This window comes from Paenibacillus sp. CAA11 (assembly GCF_003060825.1).
In the GTDB taxonomy this organism is placed as follows: domain Bacteria; phylum Bacillota; class Bacilli; order Paenibacillales; family Paenibacillaceae; genus Fontibacillus.
The window spans coordinates 1,967,661-1,991,006 of record NZ_CP028922.1 but is presented as its reverse complement, the minus strand read 5'-3'; the positions used below and the strand labels follow the sequence as shown (position 1 = coordinate 1,991,006).

Annotated in this window: 23 protein-coding genes; 4 read left to right on the top strand and 19 right to left on the bottom strand. The window is 50.8% G+C overall.

Annotated features, from left to right (window positions below; all coding sequences use genetic code 11):
- Positions 1-24 precede the first annotated feature (24 nt).
- Positions 25-2,502 carry an ATP-dependent helicase HrpB gene (hrpB, locus tag DCC85_RS09410; protein WP_234414397.1) on the bottom strand — a complete coding sequence of 826 codons (2,478 nt, stop codon included), beginning with the start codon at positions 2,500-2,502 and terminating at the stop codon, positions 25-27.
- Between the two features lie 182 nt (positions 2,503-2,684).
- Here hrpB and gluQRS point away from each other — a divergent pair, with 182 nt between their 5' ends.
- On the top strand, positions 2,685-3,647 hold the full coding sequence (gene gluQRS / locus DCC85_RS09405) for a tRNA glutamyl-Q(34) synthetase GluQRS (RefSeq protein WP_108465357.1): 963 nt from the start codon (positions 2,685-2,687) through the stop codon (positions 3,645-3,647).
- A gap of 54 nt (positions 3,648-3,701) precedes the next feature.
- Here gluQRS and DCC85_RS09400 read toward each other — a convergent pair whose 3' ends face one another.
- The 13 genes from DCC85_RS09400 to DCC85_RS09340 form a co-directional block, all read right to left on the bottom strand.
- Entirely contained in the window at positions 3,702-4,082 is a 381-nt protein-coding gene (locus DCC85_RS09400) for a DnaJ family domain-containing protein (protein WP_108465356.1), read from the bottom strand.
- A gap of 78 nt (positions 4,083-4,160) precedes the next feature.
- Positions 4,161-4,967, bottom strand: coding sequence for an SDR family oxidoreductase (locus DCC85_RS09395; protein ID WP_108465355.1), 807 nt, complete (start codon positions 4,965-4,967; stop codon positions 4,161-4,163).
- 121 nt (positions 4,968-5,088) lie between these two features.
- Positions 5,089-5,709 carry an ABC-2 transporter permease gene (locus tag DCC85_RS09390; protein ID WP_108465354.1) on the bottom strand — a complete coding sequence of 207 codons (621 nt, stop codon included), beginning with the start codon at positions 5,707-5,709 and terminating at the stop codon, positions 5,089-5,091.
- The gene (locus DCC85_RS09385; RefSeq protein ID WP_108465353.1) at positions 5,702-6,571 is read right to left on the bottom strand and encodes an ABC transporter ATP-binding protein; all 870 of its coding nucleotides are present in this window, start codon (positions 6,569-6,571) and stop codon (positions 5,702-5,704) included. Before DCC85_RS09385 ends, DCC85_RS09390 begins: the two co-directional genes overlap by 8 nt.
- Positions 6,568-6,951 (bottom strand): GntR family transcriptional regulator, encoded by a 384-nt coding sequence (locus DCC85_RS09380; RefSeq protein ID WP_108467787.1) that lies wholly within the window; start codon positions 6,949-6,951, stop codon positions 6,568-6,570. The genes DCC85_RS09385 and DCC85_RS09380 overlap by 4 nt, the downstream gene beginning before the upstream one ends.
- A 149-nt stretch (positions 6,952-7,100) precedes the next feature.
- Entirely contained in the window at positions 7,101-7,970 is an 870-nt protein-coding gene (locus tag DCC85_RS09375) for a protein phosphatase 2C domain-containing protein (RefSeq protein WP_108465352.1), read from the bottom strand.
- A gap of 10 nt (positions 7,971-7,980) precedes the next feature.
- Complete coding sequence (locus DCC85_RS09370; protein WP_108465351.1) at positions 7,981-8,733, bottom strand: vWA domain-containing protein; 753 nt, start codon at positions 8,731-8,733, stop codon at positions 7,981-7,983.
- Between the two features lie 50 nt (positions 8,734-8,783).
- Positions 8,784-10,877, bottom strand: a complete 2,094-nt coding sequence (locus DCC85_RS09365) for a serine/threonine-protein kinase (RefSeq protein WP_108465350.1) — start codon at positions 10,875-10,877, stop codon at positions 8,784-8,786.
- Between the two features lie 159 nt (positions 10,878-11,036).
- Positions 11,037-11,312 (bottom strand): WXG100 family type VII secretion target, encoded by a 276-nt coding sequence (locus tag DCC85_RS09360; RefSeq protein ID WP_108465349.1) that lies wholly within the window; start codon positions 11,310-11,312, stop codon positions 11,037-11,039.
- A gap of 101 nt (positions 11,313-11,413) precedes the next feature.
- The gene (locus DCC85_RS09355) at positions 11,414-12,028 is read right to left on the bottom strand and encodes a WXG100 family type VII secretion target (RefSeq protein WP_108465348.1); all 615 of its coding nucleotides are present in this window, start codon (positions 12,026-12,028) and stop codon (positions 11,414-11,416) included.
- Between the two features lie 4 nt (positions 12,029-12,032).
- Complete coding sequence (locus DCC85_RS09350; protein WP_108465347.1) at positions 12,033-12,860, bottom strand: hypothetical protein; 828 nt, start codon at positions 12,858-12,860, stop codon at positions 12,033-12,035.
- Positions 12,854-16,816 (bottom strand): type VII secretion protein EssC, encoded by a 3,963-nt coding sequence (essC, locus tag DCC85_RS09345; RefSeq protein ID WP_108465346.1) that lies wholly within the window; start codon positions 16,814-16,816, stop codon positions 12,854-12,856. The genes DCC85_RS09350 and essC overlap by 7 nt, the downstream gene beginning before the upstream one ends.
- Positions 16,817-16,874: 58 nt before the next feature.
- A complete protein-coding gene (locus DCC85_RS09340; protein WP_108465345.1) occupies positions 16,875-17,186 on the bottom strand; it encodes a hypothetical protein in 312 nt (103 codons plus the stop codon).
- 339 nt (positions 17,187-17,525) lie between these two features.
- Between DCC85_RS09340 and DCC85_RS09335 the strand changes: the two genes are divergently transcribed.
- Positions 17,526-17,765: a hypothetical protein gene (locus tag DCC85_RS09335; protein WP_108465344.1), complete on the top strand. Its 240-nt coding sequence runs from the start codon at positions 17,526-17,528 to the stop codon at positions 17,763-17,765.
- A 50-nt stretch (positions 17,766-17,815) separates the two neighbouring features.
- Here DCC85_RS09335 and DCC85_RS23155 read toward each other — a convergent pair whose 3' ends face one another.
- The 5 genes from DCC85_RS23155 to DCC85_RS09315 all read right to left on the bottom strand — a co-directional run bounded on the left by DCC85_RS23155 (position 17,816) and on the right by DCC85_RS09315 (position 21,672).
- On the bottom strand, positions 17,816-17,953 hold the full coding sequence (locus tag DCC85_RS23155; RefSeq protein WP_199909991.1) for a hypothetical protein: 138 nt from the start codon (positions 17,951-17,953) through the stop codon (positions 17,816-17,818).
- Positions 17,954-18,254: 301 nt separating this feature from the next.
- Positions 18,255-19,496, bottom strand: a complete 1,242-nt coding sequence (locus DCC85_RS09330) for an MFS transporter (protein ID WP_108465343.1) — start codon at positions 19,494-19,496, stop codon at positions 18,255-18,257.
- A 132-nt stretch (positions 19,497-19,628) separates the two neighbouring features.
- Complete coding sequence (locus DCC85_RS09325; protein WP_108467786.1) at positions 19,629-20,312, bottom strand: HAD family hydrolase; 684 nt, start codon at positions 20,310-20,312, stop codon at positions 19,629-19,631.
- A 139-nt stretch (positions 20,313-20,451) separates the two neighbouring features.
- Entirely contained in the window at positions 20,452-20,955 is a 504-nt protein-coding gene (locus DCC85_RS09320; protein ID WP_108465342.1) for a DUF3939 domain-containing protein, read from the bottom strand.
- Between the two features lie 120 nt (positions 20,956-21,075).
- Positions 21,076-21,672 (bottom strand): DUF2087 domain-containing protein, encoded by a 597-nt coding sequence (locus DCC85_RS09315; protein ID WP_108465341.1) that lies wholly within the window; start codon positions 21,670-21,672, stop codon positions 21,076-21,078.
- 149 nt (positions 21,673-21,821) lie between these two features.
- On the opposite strand from DCC85_RS09315, the gene DCC85_RS09310 reads away from it, so the two are divergent.
- Positions 21,822-22,832: a YpdA family putative bacillithiol disulfide reductase gene (locus DCC85_RS09310; protein WP_108465340.1), complete on the top strand. Its 1,011-nt coding sequence runs from the start codon at positions 21,822-21,824 to the stop codon at positions 22,830-22,832.
- Positions 22,829-23,281, top strand: a complete 453-nt coding sequence (locus tag DCC85_RS09305; RefSeq protein ID WP_108465339.1) for a DUF441 domain-containing protein — start codon at positions 22,829-22,831, stop codon at positions 23,279-23,281. Before DCC85_RS09310 ends, DCC85_RS09305 begins: the two co-directional genes overlap by 4 nt.
- Positions 23,282-23,346 lie beyond the last annotated feature (65 nt).

The following is a 23,346-nucleotide window of genomic DNA, read 5'->3' as shown; positions in this document are numbered from 1 at the left end:
AGAACTAACCTGGCAGCCCTGGAATTATTTCTCCGGACGCACCCGGCGAGTTGCCGTTGCCTCCATCGGGTCATCCGGCCAGTAGTGCTTAGGATATCGGCCTTTAAGGTCCTTTTTCACATCAAAATAAGTGCTCTTCCAGAAGTTTCCTAAATCCGCCGTAACCTGCACCGGCCGCCCTGCTGGCGACAGCAAGTGCAGAAGCAGCGGTACATGTCCGAAGGCGAGGCGCGGAGTGCTGAGCAGCCCAAACACCTCTTGAAGCCGTACTGCGGCATGGGGCTCATATCCCTCCCCATAATGTATCGTAATCCTTGAACCGCTGGGTACAACAAAGCTGGAAGGGGCCTCTGTCTCCAGTTCCCGCTGCTGTTCCCAGCTAAGCAGGTTCTGCAGCAGGGTGAACAAATTCAGCTTCTGCAAATCGGACTTCCGTTTAAAGCCGGTCGTATAAGGACCCAGCCATTCATGGATTTGTATCCCCAGTGCCTCATCTGATACACTTGGCCACCCATCCGAGTAATGGGATAAGAACTGGATGCGCTGCTGGAGCTGCCTTGCTTTGGGTGTCCATGGCAGCAGACTAAGGCCTGATTCCGCCGCAGCCTGCAGAAGTGCACGCTGAACAGCCTCAGGCGAGGGCTGGGCGATGGGCCGCTCCTTCCACACAATCGCTCCGAGACGCTGGGCTTGCCAAGCCTGCACGGATTCTGTGTCCGGGTTCCACTGTACCCGTTCCTCCTCTGTCATTCGGCTGTGCCATTCCTGTTCCAGCAGCGCCTCCTCAAGCGGTGCGGCCAAAGTGATCCTCGCCTCGGCGCCTTCATCATCCAACTCGGCAGCTACAATATAGGGCCCGGCGGCCGAAGTGCCCGTCCTTGGGAAGGCCGCCCCTCTTCCGTTTGACAGTAAATACCGGCCGTCCGGACGCCTCTGGCCGATCCGGTCCGGATAAGCGTAGGAAAGCAGCAGTCCGCACAGCTCTTCCGCCCTGGCGGCGCTGGGCAAAGACTCGCCAGCGGCGCTCAGCCTGCCAGCCCATTCTCTGGCCTGGACAAGCATCGCGCCAAGCTCTGATTGTCTTGGCAGCTGCGCTGCTTCGGCTTGGCGCAGCTGTTCCAGCCGGCTTCGCGCGTCCGGGTCTGCGGCGCGAAGCACGCGCGGATCCTCCAACAGCGCCGCGAGCAGCGACGCCAGCCGGATGCAGCCATGGGGCCTTGCCGCAAGCAGCATCCGGCCAAGCCGCGGATGTATGCCAAGACGCGCGATTTCTTGGCCCTCCGGCGTGAGCGTCCCACTGGCATCGACCGCCTCCAGGCGCTGCAGCAGGTCTGCCGCCTGCCTGTACGCTGCTTCCGGCGGCGCGTCAATCCACGCCAGCTCGGCCGGGGATTTCACTCCCCAGGCGGCGAGCTCCAGCGCAAGCAGCGCCAGGTCCGCCTCCATGATCTCAGGAGGCGTTGCTTCCGGCAAAGCCCGGTGCTCCGCCTCGGTCCAGAGACGGTAGCAGATGCCGGGCGCCGTTCGTCCAGCCCGGCCTCGCCGCTGGTCTGCAGAATCCTTCGCCGCCCGGACGGTAACCAGGCGGCCCATGCCGGTTCGCGGCGAGAACAGCTGGGTCCGGCGGAGGCCGGCATCAATCACCACTGTGACCCCCTCCACGGTCAGGCTGGATTCGGCGATGGAGGTCGCCAAAACCACTTTGCGCTTGCCAGCTCCAGGAGCTGCAATAGCCTTGCGCTGCTCCTCCTGAGAGAGACTGCCGTATAATGGGGCAATCAGAACTTCCGCAGAAATCGCTCCTCTAAGGAACTGCTCCGTACGATGAATTTCTTTGACTCCCGGTAGAAAAGCAAGAATATTTCCTTCATGTTCCTGAAGAGCTGCTTGAATCGTTCGGCCCATCAGCTCGTCCATCGGCAGCGTACTGTGAGCTTGCAAATATCGGGTCTCCACCGGGAAAGCCCGCCCCTCGCTTCGAATCACCGCCGCTCCTCCCAGCAGCTCTGACACAGGATCGGCGTGCAGTGTGGCTGACATGACTAGCAGCCTTAAATCTTCCCGCAGCAGCTCCTGGCTCTGCCGGCTTAAGGCAAGTCCCAAATCAGCGTGCAGGCTCCGCTCATGGAATTCATCAAAGATAATGAGCCCTGTATCCAAGAGAGCCGGATCACTCTGCAGCATACGGGTCAATATGCCTTCGGTGACCACCGTGATTCGGGTCTTCTTGCTTGTCACACTCTCCTGCCGAATCCGGTAGCCGACGGTTTCACCGAGAGCTTCTCCAAGCTGTCTAGCCATAAAGGCGGCTGCCGAGCGGGCTGCAAGTCTTCTCGGCTCCAGCAATAGGATGTTCTTTCCCTCCATCCAAGGCTCCTGCAAAAGCGCTAGCGGGGTCCTCGTTGTTTTCCCTGCTCCGGGCTCAGCCAGCAGCACGGCATTTCTTCCCTGCCCGAGCACGGTCTTCAGCTCTGGCAGACATGCTTCTATGGGTAAGTTCATTACTAAATCTCCTCTGGATATTTCCTCTATGCCTTGCTCAGGCATCTGTGTGCTCTAATCATATAAGCAGCTCCGGCGGCCTGTCAAAGGCTTAGCCTCCTTGGCCTACGGCTTTGTTTTAATAGCCCAGCCTAGTATAATAAATGAACATATTGTTTATAGATACGAGGAAGTGAACTGCTATGATTCGCGGACGTTTTGCCCCGACCCCTTCAGGCCACATGCATCTGGGCAATGCCAAAATTGCGCTTCTTTCCTGGCTGCAGGTTCGCGCGGCCGATGGTGAATTCATTCTCCGGATTGAGGACATTGATCTGCAGCGATCCAAGCCCAGCATTACAGAAGGCATCTTGCAAGATTTGCAATGGCTGGGCCTGGGCTGGGATGAGGGGCCGGAAACCATCGGAGCTTACGGTCCTTATCTTCAGAGTCAGAGGCTGGAGAAATACGAAGAAGCGCTTCAAACTTTACAGAGAGCGGGCCGCCTTTACCCTTGCTTCTGCAGCCGGGCCGATCTCCTCGGTGTCGCAGGAGCGCCGCATGGCCTCTCCTCCGAAGGCGCTGTTTACAACGGTACCTGCCGAAATCTGACTAGAGAAGAACAGCAGGCAAAATCTCAATTGAAGAACCCCTCTACACGGTTTGGTTTGCAAGCTGAAGCGTTCACGTTTGTAGACGGAATTGCAGGTGTTCAAGTTTTCCAGCCGGGAAGCGGGGGCGACTTCGTCGTAAAGCGTGCAGACGGTATGTATTCTTACCAGCTCGCAGTGACGGTGGACGATGCAGCCATGGGCATCACGCATGTGCTGCGGGGCGACGATCTGCTGGACTCCACGCCTAGGCAGCTTGCTCTTTACAAGGCTCTTGGGCTCCAGCCCCCGCAATTTGCCCATGCTCCGCTGATTCTAGGCGAAGATGGACACCGTTTGGCCAAGCGGCATGGAGATTTGGGCCTGGCTGCACTTCGAAAGGCCGGAACCCGCCCCGAGACGGTAATTGGCTGGCTGGCTTACATTTCTGGTCTCATCGACCGTCCCGAGAAGACAGCAGCCGTTGATCTGGTTCAAGGCTTCCAGCTGGATCACATATCGAAGACCCCCTTTGTGCTCAGTGAATCCATGATTCGTCAGCTTCTGCCACATTGAGCGCCCTTCTACAAACGATCAAGAACCCAGCCCGGGTATATCCGGGCTGGGTTCTCATTCATTTGTCTTCTGGTTAAGCCTGCTGCGGATAGCAGTGCCATACTGTGCGTATACTTCCGTCCCCTGCAGTCCCCGCTGTTCAAGCAGCATCCGCAGACGCAGGGCCCTCTCATTAAGCTGTCTGTGAAGCTTTTGTCTCTCGCTCTTGTCCTCACAGGCCGCAATCAAATCTTCTAACCTTATACACTCTCCTTGGAGCTGCAGCTCCTCGGGCAGCGTTCCAGCATTCTTAAGAATCTTATAAGCTACGCGGAGCTCTTCAGGTACATGTGAGAGATCCTCAATCTCTACCGGCTTGCCCTTACCAGGCAGCCCTTCGAATTCTCCGCGCCGCATCGCTTCTTCAATCCTCTGTTCAGCCAGCCAAGACAGCATGGGTCATCTCTCCTTATGCAGGTCCCCAAAGACAGCAGTCTCATGGCCAGGCAGCAAATGTCATGATGCCATAAATGCTTACAGCAAAGCTTCTGCACCATCAATGCGAATTCGGGCTCCCGTAATATGCTTGGATTCCGACGAGGCTAGAAAAGCGACCAAGTCGGCGACATCCTCGGGCTGGCCCGGTCCGTTCGCCAGCGGCTGGCTGCCTTCCGGGTATTCCACAGGGATGACGATCTCTTCTAAATCATCGCTCTTTCTTGTCGTTTCGTCAATATTCGTAGCGATGGCTCCTGGACTAATCACATTGACACGAATCTTGAACTTAGCCAGCTCGAGCGCCGCCATTTTGCCAAACGCGACCTGCCCGCCCTTGGTGGTGCTGTATGCGGAGGAGCCCCAGCCGGCGAATCTGTCCAGACCGTTGATAGAACTTGTGATGATGATGCTGCCTGCCCCCTGTTTCTTCATATGCGGAATCACGTATTTTACCGACAAGAAAGTTCCGTTCAGATTGATTCGAATAATCCGCTCCCAATCTTCAAAGCTCATTTCCTCAATCGGGGCCCATGCTCCATTAATCCCGGCATTCGCGAACAAAATATCAATGCCCCCGAAAAATTCCGCCGCCTCATTCACAGCCGCCTCCATCCGTACAGGGTCGGAGACATCCACATCGAAGGAACGGGAGACCCCCCGGAAAATTTGGTTGATTTCATGCTCGGTGGACCGGGTTCGTTCATTATCCTTATCAAAGAGCGCTACTTTAGCTCCTTCTTTGGCAAGCCTGATGGCTGTCGCCTTTCCGATGCCGGAACCTGCTCCCGTGACGATGGCTGTTTTCCCTTGGAAACGAAGACGTTGATTTTGAATTTCCGACATGCATACACGCTCCTTTTATTGTAAACTGATAGCTCGACTTAGCAGTTTAGCTGTCTGTTTCAAGATTACCCAAAAAGAGGTGCTCATTAATCAACATCCATTCAAATTCATGAACCGCCAGTTAAAAATCCTTTTTAGTAAAAATAGTAAATGAAATGAAATAGGATATCACCAAGAGCAGCAAGGATGCCGCGCCCGCAAACATAACTGATCCTGCCTGATGGTCAGCAATCCAATGGATCACAGAAGAGGAATCCGGATCCGCAATAATATTTGAAACAATACTACTCATGGATAGAATCACGATAATGACAACAATATTCAGATATTGCGCTCCTTTAAACCCAAGCCAGTAAGATAATGGCAAATAGACAGAGGTGAGGAAAATGACAATAAACAGCATGATACTCGTCTCAGTTATACTAAAGCTATAACTGCCATTCCGAAAATAATCAAACCCTATACTCACCAGCACAGAGAGAATCAAGCCGCATAGGGCGTAGAATATGGACGAAATATACTTGGCGATAATGAGCAGGCGGCGGTTTAACGGCAGGGTAAGCAAGAACTGCTGGTTGCTTGTCTTCAGCTCCATCCCTACAACTAAGACCACGACAATACCTGGAATCATTCCAGAGGTTAATCCGTTATTGGAGAAAATAAATAAATAGATTAGCACAATCCATATATATTTTTGAAATAGCACAAAGTCCTTACGGATTAAGTTTATGACGTTAGACATGAGTTTTATCTCCTCTCGCTGTAAAATACATGATATCTTCAAGCGTAGGCTGCTGATACATTACGCGGTCTCCGAATATGCTTTCTGCCTGTTCGCGGTTATTTGCCAATGCTTCGAAGCCGAAATCCGTTACTCTTAAGCCAACGAACTGCTTCTGTACATCCCTGTCCAGCAGCTCCTTAGGGCCTTTAGCAATCACATAACGCTCAGTCACTTCCTCCTTGCTATCACTGAATACAAGCGTGCCTTTGTTAAGGAAAGTGATATAGTCAGCTACACGGTCCAAGTCTGCCGTCAGATGCGTAGAGAACAAAATGCTCTTATGCTCATCAATAATATATTCGCCAAGCAAGTCCAGCAGCTCCCGCCGAAAGACCGGGTCAAGACCTGCGGTCGGCTCATCCATAATAAGCAGCTCAGGCTGGTGTGACAATGCGATCGCGATGGCATACTTCATCTTCATTCCCTTGGAGCAATCTTTGATCTTCTTCTTCCCTGGCAGCTCAAACAGTGTCATATATTTATCATAAATATCATCGTTCCAGCGGGAATAGAATGGGGCGACGATTCGCTTCATTTGATCCATACTTAAATAGTCGTAGAAGATATTTTCGTCGGATACGAAGCCGACTTTATCGCGAACCGTACCGTCTTCTGGTACCACACGCTGTCCAAATACTGTGACACTCCCTTGATCCGGGAGAACAGTTCCCATAATCATTTTGATCGTTGTGCTCTTTCCTGCTCCGTTGGGACCAATCAACCCTGTAATGTAACCCTTTGGCACATCAAAGGATACGTTCGACAAGGCATATGCTCCGTATTTTTTTCCTAGGCCACGTACTTCGATGGCATTCTTCATACTTGCTCTCCCTCTTTCTCCAGTAATGTAATCATCTCAATCAGCTCTTCCGTTCCGACAGAAAGGCTTCTGCACTCCCTCAATATGTCCTTCAGCTTCTCCTCAAGAATTCGCAGCTGCTGTTCGCGCATGAACTCCTGACTTCCTCCGGAGACAAAGGACCCTTTGCCCACAATGGAATCGATCAAACCTTCCTGTTCCAGCTCGTTATAAGCCCGCTTCGTGGTAATAACACTAATTTGCAGTTCCTTAGCCAGCTGGCGAATAGAGGGTAGTGACGTTCCCGGTTCCAGCTGTCCGGACAATATAGCCTGCCGGATCTGTCTCACGATTTGCGAGTAGATCGCTTCACCGGAAGACTGAGAAATTAATAGGTTCATCATTCACCGTCCCATCCTAGCCTCGTCTGAAGTGTATATATACACTATATACATTTCATCTGGGAAAATCAACCTCAATTGGACAGATTGTTTTCCTAAGCGCAAAAAAGCCGGCTGCACAAGTGCAGCCGGAAGCTTCATAGCATCATTTATTTTACTGTATTCGCCGCTCCTTCTTGGACTATTGGCCGCATTCCTCTGCCCCAAGATAGGAGCAGCAGGGAAGCATCATCCTCAAGTCCCCTATCCATCTCAGCATCAAGCACTGCATAGACCTCCTGATCCATTGGAGGAAGGTTCAAGGAATCAAGTGCCTTGAATCCATCGCTATAGATGAGCAGGGACTTTGGATCATTTGCACTCAAAGGCAACTCGGCGATGTATGGATCATCCTGTGGGCTCTTCTCCCGGCTTGACCAGCGGTCTGCCGTACAAAATGAAGTAAGCTCGGCTAAACGGATCTCCCCCTCATGCTCCCACATCCGTACCCGGGCATCTCCCTGCCAGCCAAGCCATAGCTTTCCTGGAGCGCTTGGCCGGGGAAGCCGGACACGCCCACATATGTACATGGCCTCAGTGCCCATGGAACGCTTCTCTTCGAGCACTTCCCGAAGCAATTGAGGCAGATGGGTTGGAATGTGAAGTTCTTTAATCGCCTGGGAAGCGGCATCCGCAATCTCAGCGAGCTGGCATCTGAGCCCTTCTGCCGAAGGAGCTGGTTCTTCACATAACCAGGAAAGAAGACGTTCTCCCAGAAAACGAGCACCGAAATCACCGCGGTAACTTAAGGACACTCCATCACAAAGCACAAATACGATGTCCTCCTTATCCACACAAATAGCCGCATAATCCTGACCGGCATCTCCGACAAACAAAGAATCTGCAGAAGGGCTGTAGGCATACTTACAAGTAATTTCATTTCTTCTGTAAATGGTCAAGGGCTGAACCTGCAGCTGCTCGCATGTCCACATAAACTTCCCCTGCTGCATCTGTCGATTTCTTCTGAATGCTGGCGCCATCAATTCCCTCCTATCGTACCGGTGTTGCGGCGGACATCTGGAAACCAATGGAGACCAGCTCCGCACAGCTTCCAGGCAGCATCATCAGGGCTCCCTGTGTTAGAGAGTAACCCGCTTCCTCCAACATTTCGCGATAACTTTCAGGGAGAGCCGAAGACATCCTTCTCAGCTTTTCCGCATGCTCGTCTTTAAGCCCTGTATCGCTTTGAATTCCTTGCCATCTCCTTGGATCGCCTAACGGCGACTCCAGAAGATGGTCGGAAATAAAGATGTTCTCCACAAGTACTCTGCCATCAGGACTCCCCATCCCCATAATACGCTGTACAATAGGCTCCGGATCTTCCCCTGTCGCTACACCATCTGTCATATGACAGATCAGTGGAGCTGGGCAGTGCTGCATCGCAGGCAGCTCGTCAAGCAGAATCTTCTCTGCCTGCTTGAAGGCTTTCGCCATATCGGAAAATCTGCGCGGCGAAAGCTCAGGCAAAGTTCCAAATGCTGCAATTTCATCAATGCCTTTGACTCCCCCAAGCAGATCGTATACCTCGTCACTATAAGCTAGAATAGCCACACGATACCTTGGAGTAAGCCGTGTGCCTTTAGTGGAGCGAAAGACCATCTGCCTTATGGCCTGTGTCAAGCCCTCGTACACAATGTCTATTCTCCGCCGCCCATCCATCAGCAGATTCATCGAGGCGCTGACATCAATTAAGTAAATGATCAGTGCGGGTGTACGCTGTGACGCCTGAACCGTATAACTCATGTCCCTCTCCTTCTCTCTAGCCGTTCTTTACACATCTTTCTTTAGGCTGACTATACATTAGGCAGCTCGTAGGTCGACTTCTGAATTAATTTATAGATGTGGCCCACTCTTTTGGCCACCTTCGCATTTTTCACATAGTATTTCGGATCTTTGTCATAAACCTCAAGGAACTGCATAGCGTAAGATCTGGCTGTATCCGCACTGCCCGTCTTCTGAGCATTATAAGCTGAGTTATAGTAAGCGATCATGAGCACAACATCCTCTTGCCGCTGCTTTTGAAGAGCCTTCTCCTTGCGCTTTCGTTCCACTTCCTTCAGCTCCCGCTCTAAAGCTTGCTTGCGGGCGGCTTCCTCCTTGGCCAGCTTCTCCTTAGCCAGACGTTCATCCCGTTCCTTCTTCCATGCCAAATAGTTGTTATATGCTACCTGACGCTTATATTTCTCTTCCAATTCGGCCTTTTGCTTCGCCTGCTGTTCTTCCTTCAGCTTCTGTGCAGCCAACGCGCGCTGCTGCTCATCTGCTTTGGCTTTAGTCTCCTCAGCCTCAGTCTTGGTCTTGGCCTCCGCTTCAGCACGGGCTTTCGCTTCAGCGTTAGCGTTAGCTTTTGCTTGAGCTTGGGCTTCAGCAGCAGCCTGAGCAGCTTTCTGGTTTGCTTCAATCTGTTGTTCTTCCTCGATCTTCTGTGTTGCTGCTGTCTTGGAGGAGGAGGAATTCTTCGAGCCGAAGATGCCCTCTCCATTCAAAACTGCAAGCAGAGCTGCCGCCCCAAGCAGAAGAACTGCAGCGGCAGCGAGGATCGGCCAGCGAACGAACCAGCGCTTCTCTGCTCGTGCCGAGCGGGTCTTTCCTTCCGAAGAAGCCGCTATCTCCGGCACTACCACCGAAGCGGCCGGATTTCCGCCCTCTTCTGGATCAGCTTCGGGTGTTGGTTCCTCGAGCTCAGCAATGGCTGCCGCAAGCTCATGGGCAAGCGATCCTCCAGCCACCGCTTGCCCATGAGCTTCGCGATAGATTTGAAGCGCCTCATCCAAGCGGCCAGCATGCTCCAGCTGCCTAGCCCGCTCCATCAGCAGTGCTGCCTTGGCCTCCTTGCCATAAGCGGCAGTATTGGAAGGCAGCTCAGGTTGTTCAAAGCTCTCTATCGTACTTGGAAGAGCCACCAGCCTCGAAGAAATCTTGCTTGAAGGCTCGTCCGTCAGCTGTTCAGCCTGGTCCTTATCGCCTTCTGCGCTCAGTCCCTTAAGGACTACCAGCCACTCGCCGAACGTAGGGCAATTTCTGGCATCCAGGCTGTTCCAAGCTCTTCTGAACAGCTCGGCAACCTGAGCTCCCCACAGCTTCTCCAGCTTCTCCAGCATAAGCTTGTAGCGCGATCCTTGCTCCTGCAGCTCATTAGAATCGAAATAGCTTTCTCCCCAGGCGGCTTCGCGGATTTCTCTATCACACCAGCACAGCATCTCCGCAAGTATAACGGCCCCCGCAAAGCGGTCAGCATACGGATTCCATGCATTTCCTGCAGAGCGCAGATGTTCATAAGAAGCGTACCCTGGCGAACCAGACAATGAGAACTCCGGCGGGTCCAGACGAGGGCTGTAAAGCTGCTCAACATCCACCAGCTCCAAAACCAATGATTCTGCGCCGTTAAATATAATATTAGGCGCCGATAAGTCGGTATGCGCAGCGCCCCGCTGTTCCATCGCCGAACCCACACCGGCAAGCGCAGTTGCCAGCTTGAGGCTTTCCTCTGCCTTCAGCTCCTGCTGGGTAGTAATCACATCCATCCAGGTATAACCATGAATCCAGGGCATCACAACCGCATAAAGCAAATCCGGATACTGCGCAATCAGCTCTGCGTTCCTCTCAGGCGTGAGCACCTCTCGTTTACACACGCGAAGTCCCGGAACCGAGGCATAACGCTCCATCATCTCAGATTGATGGACCAGCGAAGGAATCCGAAACTTCGGAAGAAAAATTTTTAAAGCCATTGCAGAGGACAGGTCCCCTGATTTGGGCACAAGTTGGTATACAGCGCCCTGTCGTCCTACTTGGGCGTAGGCCATTCCGGGAGCCGCAGGATGCGTTCCGATGCAATAAGTTATTCCATTGATGATAATCTCGTCGCCCGGATTTGGCTGAAATGCCATATAAGCTTCCCTCTTTCTTTCACAATAAGTAACTAGATAAGTAACAGGAATTCAACACGCGGTTTATTCAAAAACCTATGTAAAATAGAACACGCATCATCAAAACTTATAGCTATGTTTATGTTTACGTGTCCCACCATTTTGTCTATAGTGCAGCAATCATCGCGTTTGGTCAATCGTCCGGAACTTATGAGCCAGTGCGCTAAGCTCAAGGCCAATGGCCTCAAGCGTATGAACCAATGCCCGCATCTGTCTGTCAGCTTCCTGAAAATCCTGCATAAAACGCTGCTTGGATACGCCTTCCCATTCCTGCTCTAAATTCTGCACTGTAAGCGCGAGATCCGAGCTAATTTGCCGGGTTCTCTCTTTACCCTGCATAAATTGCCGGGCTATACTCTCAATCTGCTCAGGATTAAGATGAACTCTATCAGACATACAGATACCTCCAAAAGAGGGTAACCGCGCTGACCATAGACATTGACGGTTTACCCTCGTGTTTACTTAATCAAACAAAGAACTACATCACAATCGCCAAATTATAATCCCGCTGCCGGATTTGCAAAGCTCCATACCTGCGGATTTAAGGCCGCTTCCCTAAGCAGCTGTTTCCGATTTCGAAGGGGGACAACTTTCTCAGATCTGCCGCCATCTGTAGGCATAAGAACTGGAGCACTATGCTCATGCGAAGCTGAAGAGCGTGAAGCGCCGGAGGAGGAAGGCGAATCCTCGTTCTTAGACTTTAACCAAACTGCGTGGACTGCTGACAGAGGATCTGAAATTACGCCGGGTGACAGGCCATGGACCGGCAGGATTAGGGTTTCAGCTCCAAGGCCTAGCGCTCTAAACAGAATAACCGCAGGCAGCACGGGCTGCTCAACAGCCGCGCCATAAGCCTGATCGGCCTCCACAAAAGCCTCGGTTCGCGCGCGAAGTGCCTCACTAAACTGAAGGTATGCTTCGCTTACCTTAGCTGCCAGCCGTTTGGCCTGCTCCCATCTGCTTAAAGCCGCTTCGCCACCTCTCTGGGCTTCCTGCTCCAGCATAGGCATAAGCCGGTTTAGCTGCTCCATAAGACCTGTTAACTCCTCAGCCCCAAGGCGTAATTTCTCTCCTGCTTTTCCCAGCAGTTCGGTTTCTAAACTTATACGCATGTCATCATCCCTCTTCCGTTTCCGACTGATGTTCAAACCATACAAGCAGCATGTCATGAAGCTGTTGACGAGTAGCAGGGGTGGCAATCAGCCAATCCTCCTCATCCTTCATACTCATGCGCAGCAACCAATTCATCGTCTCACCTACAATAAATGCAGCCCCTTGAGTCTCCCACTGCTCTCCATCCCAGACGGAGAGCTGGAGCTCACCCTCCGCTTTTCTCTGACACAGGCACTTCGCCAAAGCCCATGAGCCTTCAACGTCGCCTGTAGATTTCGCCAGCTCAGAGCTGACCTGCTCCAACTGCAGCTCTGGAAGCTGGTAAAGCTCTCGCAGCTGCTTCTTGGACAAGAGCAGTGCAGGAAGATCTGCAGGGGATTCATCCCGCCACTTCATTCGCTCTACCAGCGAAGCACAAGCCTCTTGTACATTGCCAAGCTCCCTTAATCGGTAGGTGGTGCTTGTCTCGCTTTCCTTAGAGGATTCTACAACCCTCTCGTCCGTAATGTGCACATAGCCTTTAAATTCTTCAGCTTCATTCTTATACCGGACCCAGCAAGCCCGCTCGGCAAGTCCGGCAATCGCCACCCGGGAGAACACATGAGCCGGCATAGACAAATCCGCATCTGTCTCTCCTTGAGACAAATATTCCTTCTGCAGCAGGGAGGATTTGACCGCCTCCCATTCCGCTGCAATTTCATCGGCAAGACTGCCCTGGAATGGATCCTCCACTCCCAGCAGTCGATCCGACCCCAAAATACCTGCCAAGAAAAACAGCTCTTTGCTATCTAGTGTAATAACATCCTTCTGAAGTGCGTTGGCCGTCAGCATTCCGTCACCTCCTTTTGTACGGTAACTGTCCAATGATCGCGAATCTTCGTCATCCACATATCCGGCGTCCAAATCCGATCAAAGGGGCATGCCGTTTTGATACGCTCTAGTCTCCGGTCCACATAATATCCCTGACCAGGTTCAAGCACTGGAAGCTCGCCGCTTCCTGCCGATGACTCCGTAATTGGAATCCTGAAAACCGACAGATCTGCAGGATCACGGGTTCCCAATAAAAATCCGGCTTGGCAGGCCATAGCTTCCGTAAACCAATCTACGCCGAAGGTCGGAAAGTCCCGAGGAATTCCGGAGAGAACACTATACAGTCCTCGCTCTCTAGACTCTCTAAGAAGAGCAGCCAGCCGGTCCTTTACTGCAAAGTCCTGCAGTCTTTTGGCCAGCAGGTCCGCATCATCTATAACGAGCAAATGTATCCGGCTTGGCTCCTGATCTGCTGCGGTTCTCAGCTCCTCTTCAAGACGAGTGATTAATTCTGCAGCCCCGCCGGGTCCCGATGCAGAAGCTGTCACATGGGGCAGTCCTGTCAACAGGCCCAAGCCTTCACTCCCTGCACCCCGCTCGCGTGAATCCAAGGTGAAGATGCGCAGACGATCAGGAGAAATACGCCAAGCTAAAGATAGAATCACACTCTGCAAAAAGGAGGTTTTCCCTCCCGCCATAGGAGCCCCAACGACAAAGTGAGGACCGTTATCCAGCTGGAAATAAAAAGGAGACAAATCCTCCGTATACAGTCCCAACGGAACCGGAACCTCTTGCGGCCTCACATCTGGCATTTCGCCGATCGGCATAAGGCTTCTTAAAGCAATCTTATCCGGCAGCGTAGGGATCCGGTTATATTTCGGCCCCTCCCATTGTTCTTGAAGCTTTGCAATGGCTGCTTGTAGTGAAGCAAGTGTGTCGCTTGTGCCGTCTTCATCCACTGGGAGCACAGTTTGGAACTCAAGGGGAGGAAGGCCTTTAATCAGTCCGCGCCCTCTTACAGTCTCACCTGGCTTAACCACGGTTCCTACAATATGGTAGTAGTCTCCCGGATCGGCAAGTGCAAGCGCGCAGGCGTCTGAAATACCGGTACGGGTCTTCTCGGAAATATCAGCCAATCTGGAAGCCGTCAGTACAAAGCGAATGCCTGAGCCCATCCCTTCCCGGAGCAACTCATCCAATGGCTCTTGCAATTGAGGGTGCCTGCTTCGGAAGGCGTAGTAGTCATCAATGATCACAAGCAAATAAGGCAGCAGCTTCCCCGTGCTCTCCCGATAGGCTTCAAGCGTCTTAACGCCAGCGGAAGTCCACTGCTGCTTACGCTGCTCAACCGTTCTCTTCAGAAACTTGAACAACCTGCTGAGTCTCTCCTCATCGTCTGGAGTCAAGAGGTCTGCAATTTGCGGCAGATCAGCGTAATTGTCCAGATTTCTGCCCATGTCAATCACATATCCGCACCATTCGCCTCGGCTGTACCTGGATGACAGCGACATCAGCATGGATTGTACAAAAGTCGTCTTGCCTGAGCCCGGAATACCATATAGCGCAAAATTTCCTTGGTCAAGAGCAACCTCCAGCGGAAACCGCCGCTGTCCGGCAGGATTATCAACCAATCCGACACATGCGCTAAGTCCCGAGGCAGGAGGAACAGACTCCATTTGTGATGGACTAATACGCTCCGGAAGCGGAGGAAGCCAGAGGCCCTCAAGTCGGTGAACCTCCTCCTGTTCCGCAAGGTTTGAGACATATAAGGCCACAGCCTCCACCTGCCGGATCATCTGCTGCGATCCTGCTTCAGCTGAAGCTGTCTCCTTGTTAGGCAAGGTCCAAGGCTCTCTCTCCCCGGAGAGAAGCACGCGGTAAAGCGTCCATTCTGCTTGCCCTTGTAATGAAATTTCAGGACATTTAGCTCCGCTCCATGCGAATTGTACTTCTTCTAGAGCACCGGAGCCAATCTGGACATAACCCCTTCCGGGGATGGTAATATGAGCGGCATGAGGAGCTTTTAACATATCACGGCTGTCCGCTTCCTCTTCAACCCGAAGACAGATCCGAAATCTGGCATTGCTCCATATTTTATCATCCACAACACCCGCGGGCTTTTGAGTGGAGAGAATTAAATGAAGCCCCAGTGTTCTGCCAATCGAGGCCACACTGACCAGTTCATCAATGAAATCAGGGTAATCGCGCTTTAGCTCAGCGAATTCATCCACGATGACAAATAGATGCGGCAGTGGTCCAAGTGCAGCACCAGACTGGTAGTAATCATCAATATGTTCAAAATAGCCTGCTTCCTGAAGAAGCTTCTGCCGTCTGATCAGCTCTGCTCTAAGCGCTGTCTTAGCTCTAGCCACCATCCTACCATCAAGATTTGTCAGCGAGCCGATAACATGCGGCAAATGACGCAGCGGCCCCGACATGCCCCCTCCCTTATAATCGATCATTAGAAAGGCTGCATCATGCGGGTGATAATTCGCAGCGATTACGGCAACCAGACTTTGCAGCAACCCGCTCTTACCTGAGCCTGTAGTGCCAGCAATCAGACCATGTGGACCATGTCCCTCGGCATCCAGCCGATCATGCAGATTCAGCACAAAAGGCTTACCGCCTTTACGATAACCCAATGTCACGGGCAGGCGGGTAGGATAGCGATTATGCTGCCATCGCTCTACAGACTTCAGTTCCTCCACTCTGCCGGCCTTAAGAAGGTCGAACAGCGTAAGAAATCCCGGCAGCTCCGCCTCATCACTGCGCTTAAGCCGAATAGGGGCCATCACCCGTGCAAAACGATCCGCTTGCTCGCTTGTTACCTCATCCATCCGGAAAGATCCCACTTCGATGCCCGCTCCAGAACGCTTAAAAGTATAGGTTTCCATACCTTCGGCGCATTCCAAAATTAAGCCGCATTCACGGGGCAGCTTGTCTACGGCGTCTGCCAGAACAACTGGAATGACTCGTCCATGCTCTGCGTTATCTATGAGCAGACGATACAATAGATCGCTCTGAAGCGCCTTGGCTTCTGAAATAACGACAACTCGGTCCACCGCTTTCCGATTCGGTTCCGAAGAAGCCAGTTGCCGACAGAGGTCCTCTGCGAGTGCATCCAGCTGATCTTCATCAGCTATGCGTCTATGGTCTTGCTTCGCGTCCCATATATGGGGAAGCCAACGCATCCAGCTCCACTCTTCCCGTTCGGATTTTGTGAAGAAGACACTCAGCTCAACTTCATCAGGCGCATGCCTGGTTGTCAGCTGAATCAACATGGATCTAACCATCTGCAGCACATCCGCACGGCTTCCTACGATTCCTATTACGCCTGCCTGCTTTATAGGAACCGCAATTGGCGCCGGAGAAATCGTCTCATAGCTAGCAGCCATGTCTTCAACTTGCTTGCGAAGGGTCTCATTACTCCATGGCCCCTTAGGAAGAATCAGCTTACTAGCAGATGTTATACTTCCCGTGCCTAGCCGAATATGCAAATAATCATCGTCCTGGGTTGACCGCTCCCACAACGATGGAGAACGGCGTCTTACAACCGCCATACAACGTTCTGGATCGGCATGGACCTCCAGAAGAGAAGCAAGCTGCTCTTCCTGATAGCGCTGAAGCTCATCCTCCAGCTGCTTCAGGTTGTCCAGGTATGTCCGCTCCCGATGCTCAGCATCCTCCAAGTAGAGCCTATTTTGCCGGCGCAATTTAACGAACGGCAGGCCAATTACAAAGATCAGCCCCAGACAAAACAGAGTAACCCCCAATCCTTGTTGATTCCAAAATAAAGGTTTGCCGATCTGGCCTACTCCCCACAATCCGGCTCCGATAAGAACCAGAACCGAAGGGGCCGCGTAGGAAGCCGCGCTTATCCTTGGACGCGGCATCATTTGCGGCGGCTCGGGTACCAGCAGTGCCTTCTCTTTGATCTGGCCTCTTATTCTGGGAGATCTCTGAAATATATGGCTCATCTAGTGCCACCTCTGTTTCTTCTTGCAGTAATCATCGAATCATGATAGATAACCATAATTATCTCGTTTGAAACAGACTGCGTCTTGAATCTTCAGCTAATTCCTCCGGTGCCGTGCTATAGGTGGCCTTCAGCCGTAGATAGCAGCCGTCCGTAAGCCCGGTCGTGGACATTTGAAGATCATCAGGAATGGGAAACCACGCTCCCTCCGCAGTCTTTCCTTCTAATATATAATGACGTGAAGAAGCAGCCTCGCTTCGGGCAAGTCGCTCGGTACATTGCCCTCGGAGCTCCCCCGCTGTGATTTTCTCTGGAAATTCTATATCTATCGGCCCCTGGTCCGAATGCTCCATGAGCAAAGTAATGATCAAAGCAACCCTTCCTTTGTTTCTTTTCTCTTATCATACCACCAGTACCCCCCATTTCGGTTGGTGATAACTGTAAATTCAATACATCCTACCCATAAAAATAGGAATAAGTACTCAGTTTATCAAGAAAATGAAACCTACAAACTCCCTCATCCGTTAAACAATTAACATCCTAGCCGTGTGTCAATTCTTAAGATTGCGGGTAAACAGCAAAAGAGAGACAGCCTGCCGTCTCTCTCCATGTTCTTCAGGATTTAGTAATTTATAATGTTATTTTAAGCTATTTTTAAGAATTGAAGGTTAGAATGATTAATATGAACCAACTGTATAGAGGTGATTAGAGTGAGAATCGTAATTAATTTTCAAAACAATCTCGTTCCCGTCTATTTCAGCAGCGAGAACAAGCAGCCGGTGCAGCGTACACTTAAGCTCCTAACCACCGCACTGGAGAACAAGTTCCGCAATGGCAAAAACGCTTTGAAGAAATGCTTAAATACGTTAATTAGTATTGAAATCGAAGGCTCTGAAGCCATTTTACACAGCAAAAGCGAATTTGACAGCCTTGCGTTGTCTCTCTATTAATCTGGACATCCCATGATGAATGCTAGAATTGAAGAGGTTCACTGATCGCATTATCCCGCGGTTTGGTGAGCCTCTTCTTTATTCCAAGCCTTTTCTATACGGATCATGAACAGATATAGTAAGTTGCGGCGCATCGCCTCATGGGGGCAGTTCTCCAACTTTCTGAGAATAAAACGGTCTATTGCCATGATCGCACCTCTTATCCTTAGTAGTTATATTTCATATTGATACAGGAACTCTTTTCCACTATGGTATTTCTTATTTAACCGTTCTATACTGTTTTAAACTGGTTGCAGAGCAGTAGAAATCCTTGATAAAACGACACCTATATCATTTCTATGACACTCTTCATCGCCATTCACATGGACTCTCTTTTTTTCACTTGAAGAAAACAGGCATATCCCGGTAATTTAACGCAAAAAAAACCGGACAAAGTTTGAAAAAACTTTGTCCGGTTGAAACTGATCCTGCTTAGTGATAAGTCATGAACTATGCATCATAATGATTGTCCTGACTGCTGTCTGGTCTCCGGAGCCGGAGCTTGCCTCCTGCTTCCTTCAGCTTCAAGATAACGGCTGTAAAAGCCAAAAGCAGTCCATTAAGCACAAAAACGACCGGAATCGGAATGATCCCGCCAAGAGCTCCCCCGGCAATCGGTCCCATCATATTTCCGAGCTGATTGGCAGACTGATTCAAGCTGAACGCACGCCCTCGGAAGTCGGACGAAGTAGCCTGCACGATCAGCGCATTGAGCGCAGGATATACAGCCGCAAAGAACAGCCCGTAGACGAACCTGAGAATCCCGAATCCATATAGGTTATGAAATATGATCTGCAGTACATTGCCTATTCCGCCGCCTAGAAGGCCGATCATCAGCGTTTTGCGATACCCGATGCGCTGACCGATTCTTCCCCAGATCGGCGCAGCGATCACCGTAGCAATGCCTACGGCAGAGAATATAATCCCTGAGCTGAGTGAAGCATCATCATGGGATGAGCCGAGATTCAGCACATAAATGGTTAGCAGCGGCTCAAGAACCATCACAGACGAAGTAATGATCAATACAACGCCAAGATGACGCATTAAAGGACGATTAGCCGAAGCCTCCTTCAAATCATCAAGCACATGCGACCGCACCCGGTTGCGATTGAAATTCTGCTCATGTGCTCCAATCCAGGCGATGAGCGATGAGACCAGTACGAACGCGCCTGCAATCAGGAAGCATTCCCTATAGCCCACATATTTGCTCAGTACTCCGCCAATCATCGGACCCACAATTCCTCCTGAAGCCCCTGCGGTGGACATAATGCCCAAAGCGTAGCCCACATGCTTATCTGGCGTATTCGTCCCAATCAGTGCGATTGCCGAAGGTACGTACCCCGACAGAAGGCCTGATAAAATTCGAACCAATAGCAGCTGAAACGGATCCTGTACAAAGTACATCAGTACGTACACTGCAACCAGACTAAACCCCGAGCGAAGCAGCATTGGCTTCCGCCCGTATTTGTCAGATAGCGAGCCCCAGAACGGAGCGATCAGCGCTCCCGCAAGAAAGGTAATTCCAAACATGATCCCTGACCAAAATGACAGGTTCTTCTCAACGCCCAAATCCTTGTTCAAAAACAAAGACAGGAACGGAATTACCATCGAGTAGGCGCTGCTGCAGAAGAATACTCCTGCCCACAATACATAAAGATTTTTCCTCCATGATAGCTCCGTACGTTCTCCCATGGGGTTCCCCCCTTTTGTCGCATACTACTTACTATATATATCAACAAAAAAACAATAGTCTCAACATTATATCACTTTTTACATGGTTATCCCGCACCAGGGTTGAATATTGTATGTATAAATTACAATTCCTTAAGATATCTCTTGGCCCAGTATGGTCACAATTTCATCCAGCTCACTTATTTCCTGCCACGGACGTCCCTGCAGCCGGTCGCTCCATGTGTGATTGCGTCGAAGCCAAATTCCGCGAATTCCAGCCTGCGCAGCCCCCCATATATCATTCTCCGGATGATCTCCTATGATTAGTGTCTCATCCGCAGACGTTCCCAGCCGCTCCAAAGCGATTCGATAAATACGCTCATCCGGTTTACGGTAACCTGTCTCCTCGGAAATGACAATTTGATCAAAAAAACGTCGAAGTTGAAGGGTATCAATTTTACCATTCTGAAGCAAGGTATATCCGTTCGTAAGCAATCCCAGCTTATAGCCTTGTTCCTTTAAATGTTCAAGCAGCTCTACTGCATGCTTCATCGTTCTGGCATGATTCATATAATTAGCGTCATAAAAAGAACGCAGCTTCCCTAGATCCATCGCTTGAGCCCATGGCAGCTTGTCAACAAGCTCCTGAAAGAAGCCATCCTTATCCCGATAGCCATCTGCATCCGATTCAATAATATAATCGATCCAATCTTTCCGCTGCTGCGGATTCAGCTCCATGAGCAGCTCCTCTACAAGCTGTTCAGTGAATTGCCGAAAGGTCGCGTCCCGATCCATCAGCGTATTGTCCAGGTCAAATATGATGGCTGTTGCATTCATTGCTTCCTCGCATCCTTCCTGCTTAAAGAACTTATAAACCAGGTTCCATTGTAGAACGGATGAGAAGAACATGCAAAAAAAAGCCGGGGGAGCAGCTCACCTGCCCGGCCCGGTTATGCTTTAAGTCTGTTCTCCTAAACTAAGCTCTTGCTTCAGGAACTATCGGTTCAATCGAACGGGCAGCAGTTAAATTTCCGGCTAGAGGAGCCCGATGACTGAGCATCATTTCCTGACCGGTAATGTACAGCTTGATCGGTGGGATCTCGGTTAAATAACGTCCTTGAACCAATACTCTGTAGTCTACCTCTTGATCATTAGAATTCGGCTTCAGTGGAAGCTTGCCTGTCTCATTCACATAGTCATCAACGGCAAGCTGCACCAAATCAAGATAGTATGGTATATGCCGGTCTTCTTCCGTGAATATTTCAAATGTTTCTCTAGATACATAAAATTTACGTTCACTTACACCGCCTAAGTACCTGGTGAGCCGGCTTAAGTCCAAGCTTCCGTCTGTCTGCACTAACGTTAACCGGTTTACCGAGTCTGGCATTTCGTCCTCATAGCGAAGTACAGCTTTGCGAATATCGTCCAAAGTAGCTTCAATAGGAGCAGCATTCTTTACCCTTTTTCTCCAGAATAGCATGATCGTTACCTCCTTTGCCCTGCATGATAGGAAGCGTTTTCAATACTATTATATCCTTTTTTACCAAGGTTGATCCACAGCTCTATGAACTGCCTTAGAAAATTCACATACTCTCAGGGCTTATTTCAAAGTCTGCCAGGAAGCCCACATCTCCACAGGGTTGAGCTCATAGATTCCATCTTCTCTGTACATAAACCGCTGCATAATCAGCTCTCTCCTGAGTGTGGCGAAGTCGTCATGATACCTCTTAATAAATTCATTAATTTCTCGTTCCTTATATTTCCGACCCTGCTCAAGCTGCCCAGCCAGATGCTCAAGCACAATCAGCTTCTTCTTGAGCTGTGCCGGAATCTGTTTAAGACGCCCATCTTTGGCAAAAAAATTGCGCAATACAGACTGTTTAATCGTCTCAGCAGATGTCTCCATCTCAGCACTTCCTCCTTTGTCATGAAGTATAAACTTCAAAGTATCAGCAGCTCCCGCTTCAATAAAATACGGATTTAACGAGAAATACACCGTATTCTTATCCCTTCTCTCCTTGATCAAAGAGCCTTCCCGGAGCTTTGAAGCATGGTGAGTGATCGTAGGCTGGGATAAATTCAGGCGCTCGGCCAGCTGCTGGCCGCTGCACTCCCCTTCTGCAAGTATATAAAGCATCCGTAGACGGGTAGGATCTCCTAAAATCTTATGATAAGCTACCAGCTTATCCAGCTGCATGCATATCACTCCCTTAATTTTATTCATTATCTAATTAGATAATAATCTAATCCTCATTATTTCGTCAACTTCTGGTTTTTCCCCAGCAGATACGATACGATAAAATAGTTATGTGAATTGGAAAAACGCTCGTTTGAGGAGGAGTCATCTTGGAAGACGTAATTATTATCGGCGCAGGCCCTTGCGGGCTGTCTGCCGCTATTGAATGTAAGCAGCGCGGACTATCGACGCTCATCCTGGAGAAACACAATATTGTTCACTCCATTTATTTGTATCCAGTAAATATGCAGTTTTTCAGCACCGCAGAGCTGCTTGAGATCGGTGGTATTCCCTTTGCTACACCGAACGACAAGCCTTTTCGCCATGAAGCCATGGTCTATTACCGGAAGGTCGCGGAACATTATAAGCTGCGGATCGCTGCGTACGAAGAAGCAGAACAGATTACGAAGCAGCCGGACGGCACCTTTATCATTCGTACGAATCGCCGGTCTGGCGGACCGCGTGAACACCATGCTCGTCATGTCGTCATCTCATCAGGATACTTTGACCATCCCAATATGATCGGTATTCCTGGCGAGGATTCCGACAAGGTTACTCATTATTTCCGCGAAGCGCATCCTTATGCGGGGATGAAGGTGGCGGTCATCGGAGGAAGTAATTCCGCTGTCGATGCAGCTTTGGAGCTGCGCCGTGTTGGTGCTGAAGTCACGGTCATCTACCGCGGAGAAGACTTGTCCGGCAACATCAAGCCATGGGTTAGACCTATCTTTGATAGTGCAGTATCCAAAGGAGACATTCAGGTACGTACCCGGTCTGCTGTGATACGGATTGAAGATGATTTTGTCGTGGTTCAATCTATGGAGGATGGCAGCCAAGAACAGCTTGCCAATGACTTCGTCCTCGCCATGACCGGCTTCCGGCCGGATCGCGGACTCCTTGGCGCGTCTGGGATTCAAATGTCAGCAGATCTTGATAAGCCCGTCTTTGACCCTGCGACAATGGAGAGTAATGTAGAGGGACTGTATGTTGCAGGGGTCGTAGCTTCCGGACGCAACGCCAATGAAGTGTTTATCGAGACCGGGCGGGGTCACGGCAGCCTTATCGCCAATCATATTGCCGGCAAGCTGGCCGAACAGAAAAGTCCGGCTTCCCGTTTATGACCCAAGTCGATATCACCTCCCTACTGCTCCTGCTGCTGGCAGCACTAGGATTGTTCAGCAGCAATATGCCGGTAACCGTAGCCGTGCTTGTCCTGCTCCTGCTTCGGGTAACCCACCTGTCAGCAGCTTTTCCCTGGTTGGAGAAGTACGGGCTGACGCTCGGTATTCTAATCCTTACCATCGGAGTCCTTACTCCGGTAGCGAGCGGCAAAATATCCCCGTCTGAGCTGATGGGCTCTTTCTTGCATTGGAAATCTCTGCTTGCTATCGGCATTGGCATCTTCGTTGCTTATTTAGGCGGACGAGGAGCGACCTTAATGGGCAGCCAGCCGACTGTTGTCGCCGGATTGCTGATCGGGACCGTGATCGGGGTCGCCTTCTTCAAAGGGGTTCCGGTAGGTCCCCTCATTGCTGCAGGCCTGCTATCCCTACTCATCGGGAAAGCTTAAGTCAACGGACAAAGACCCTTAGATTAAATACAAAGCCAGCCTTCTTTGCTCGTGATTTACGAACA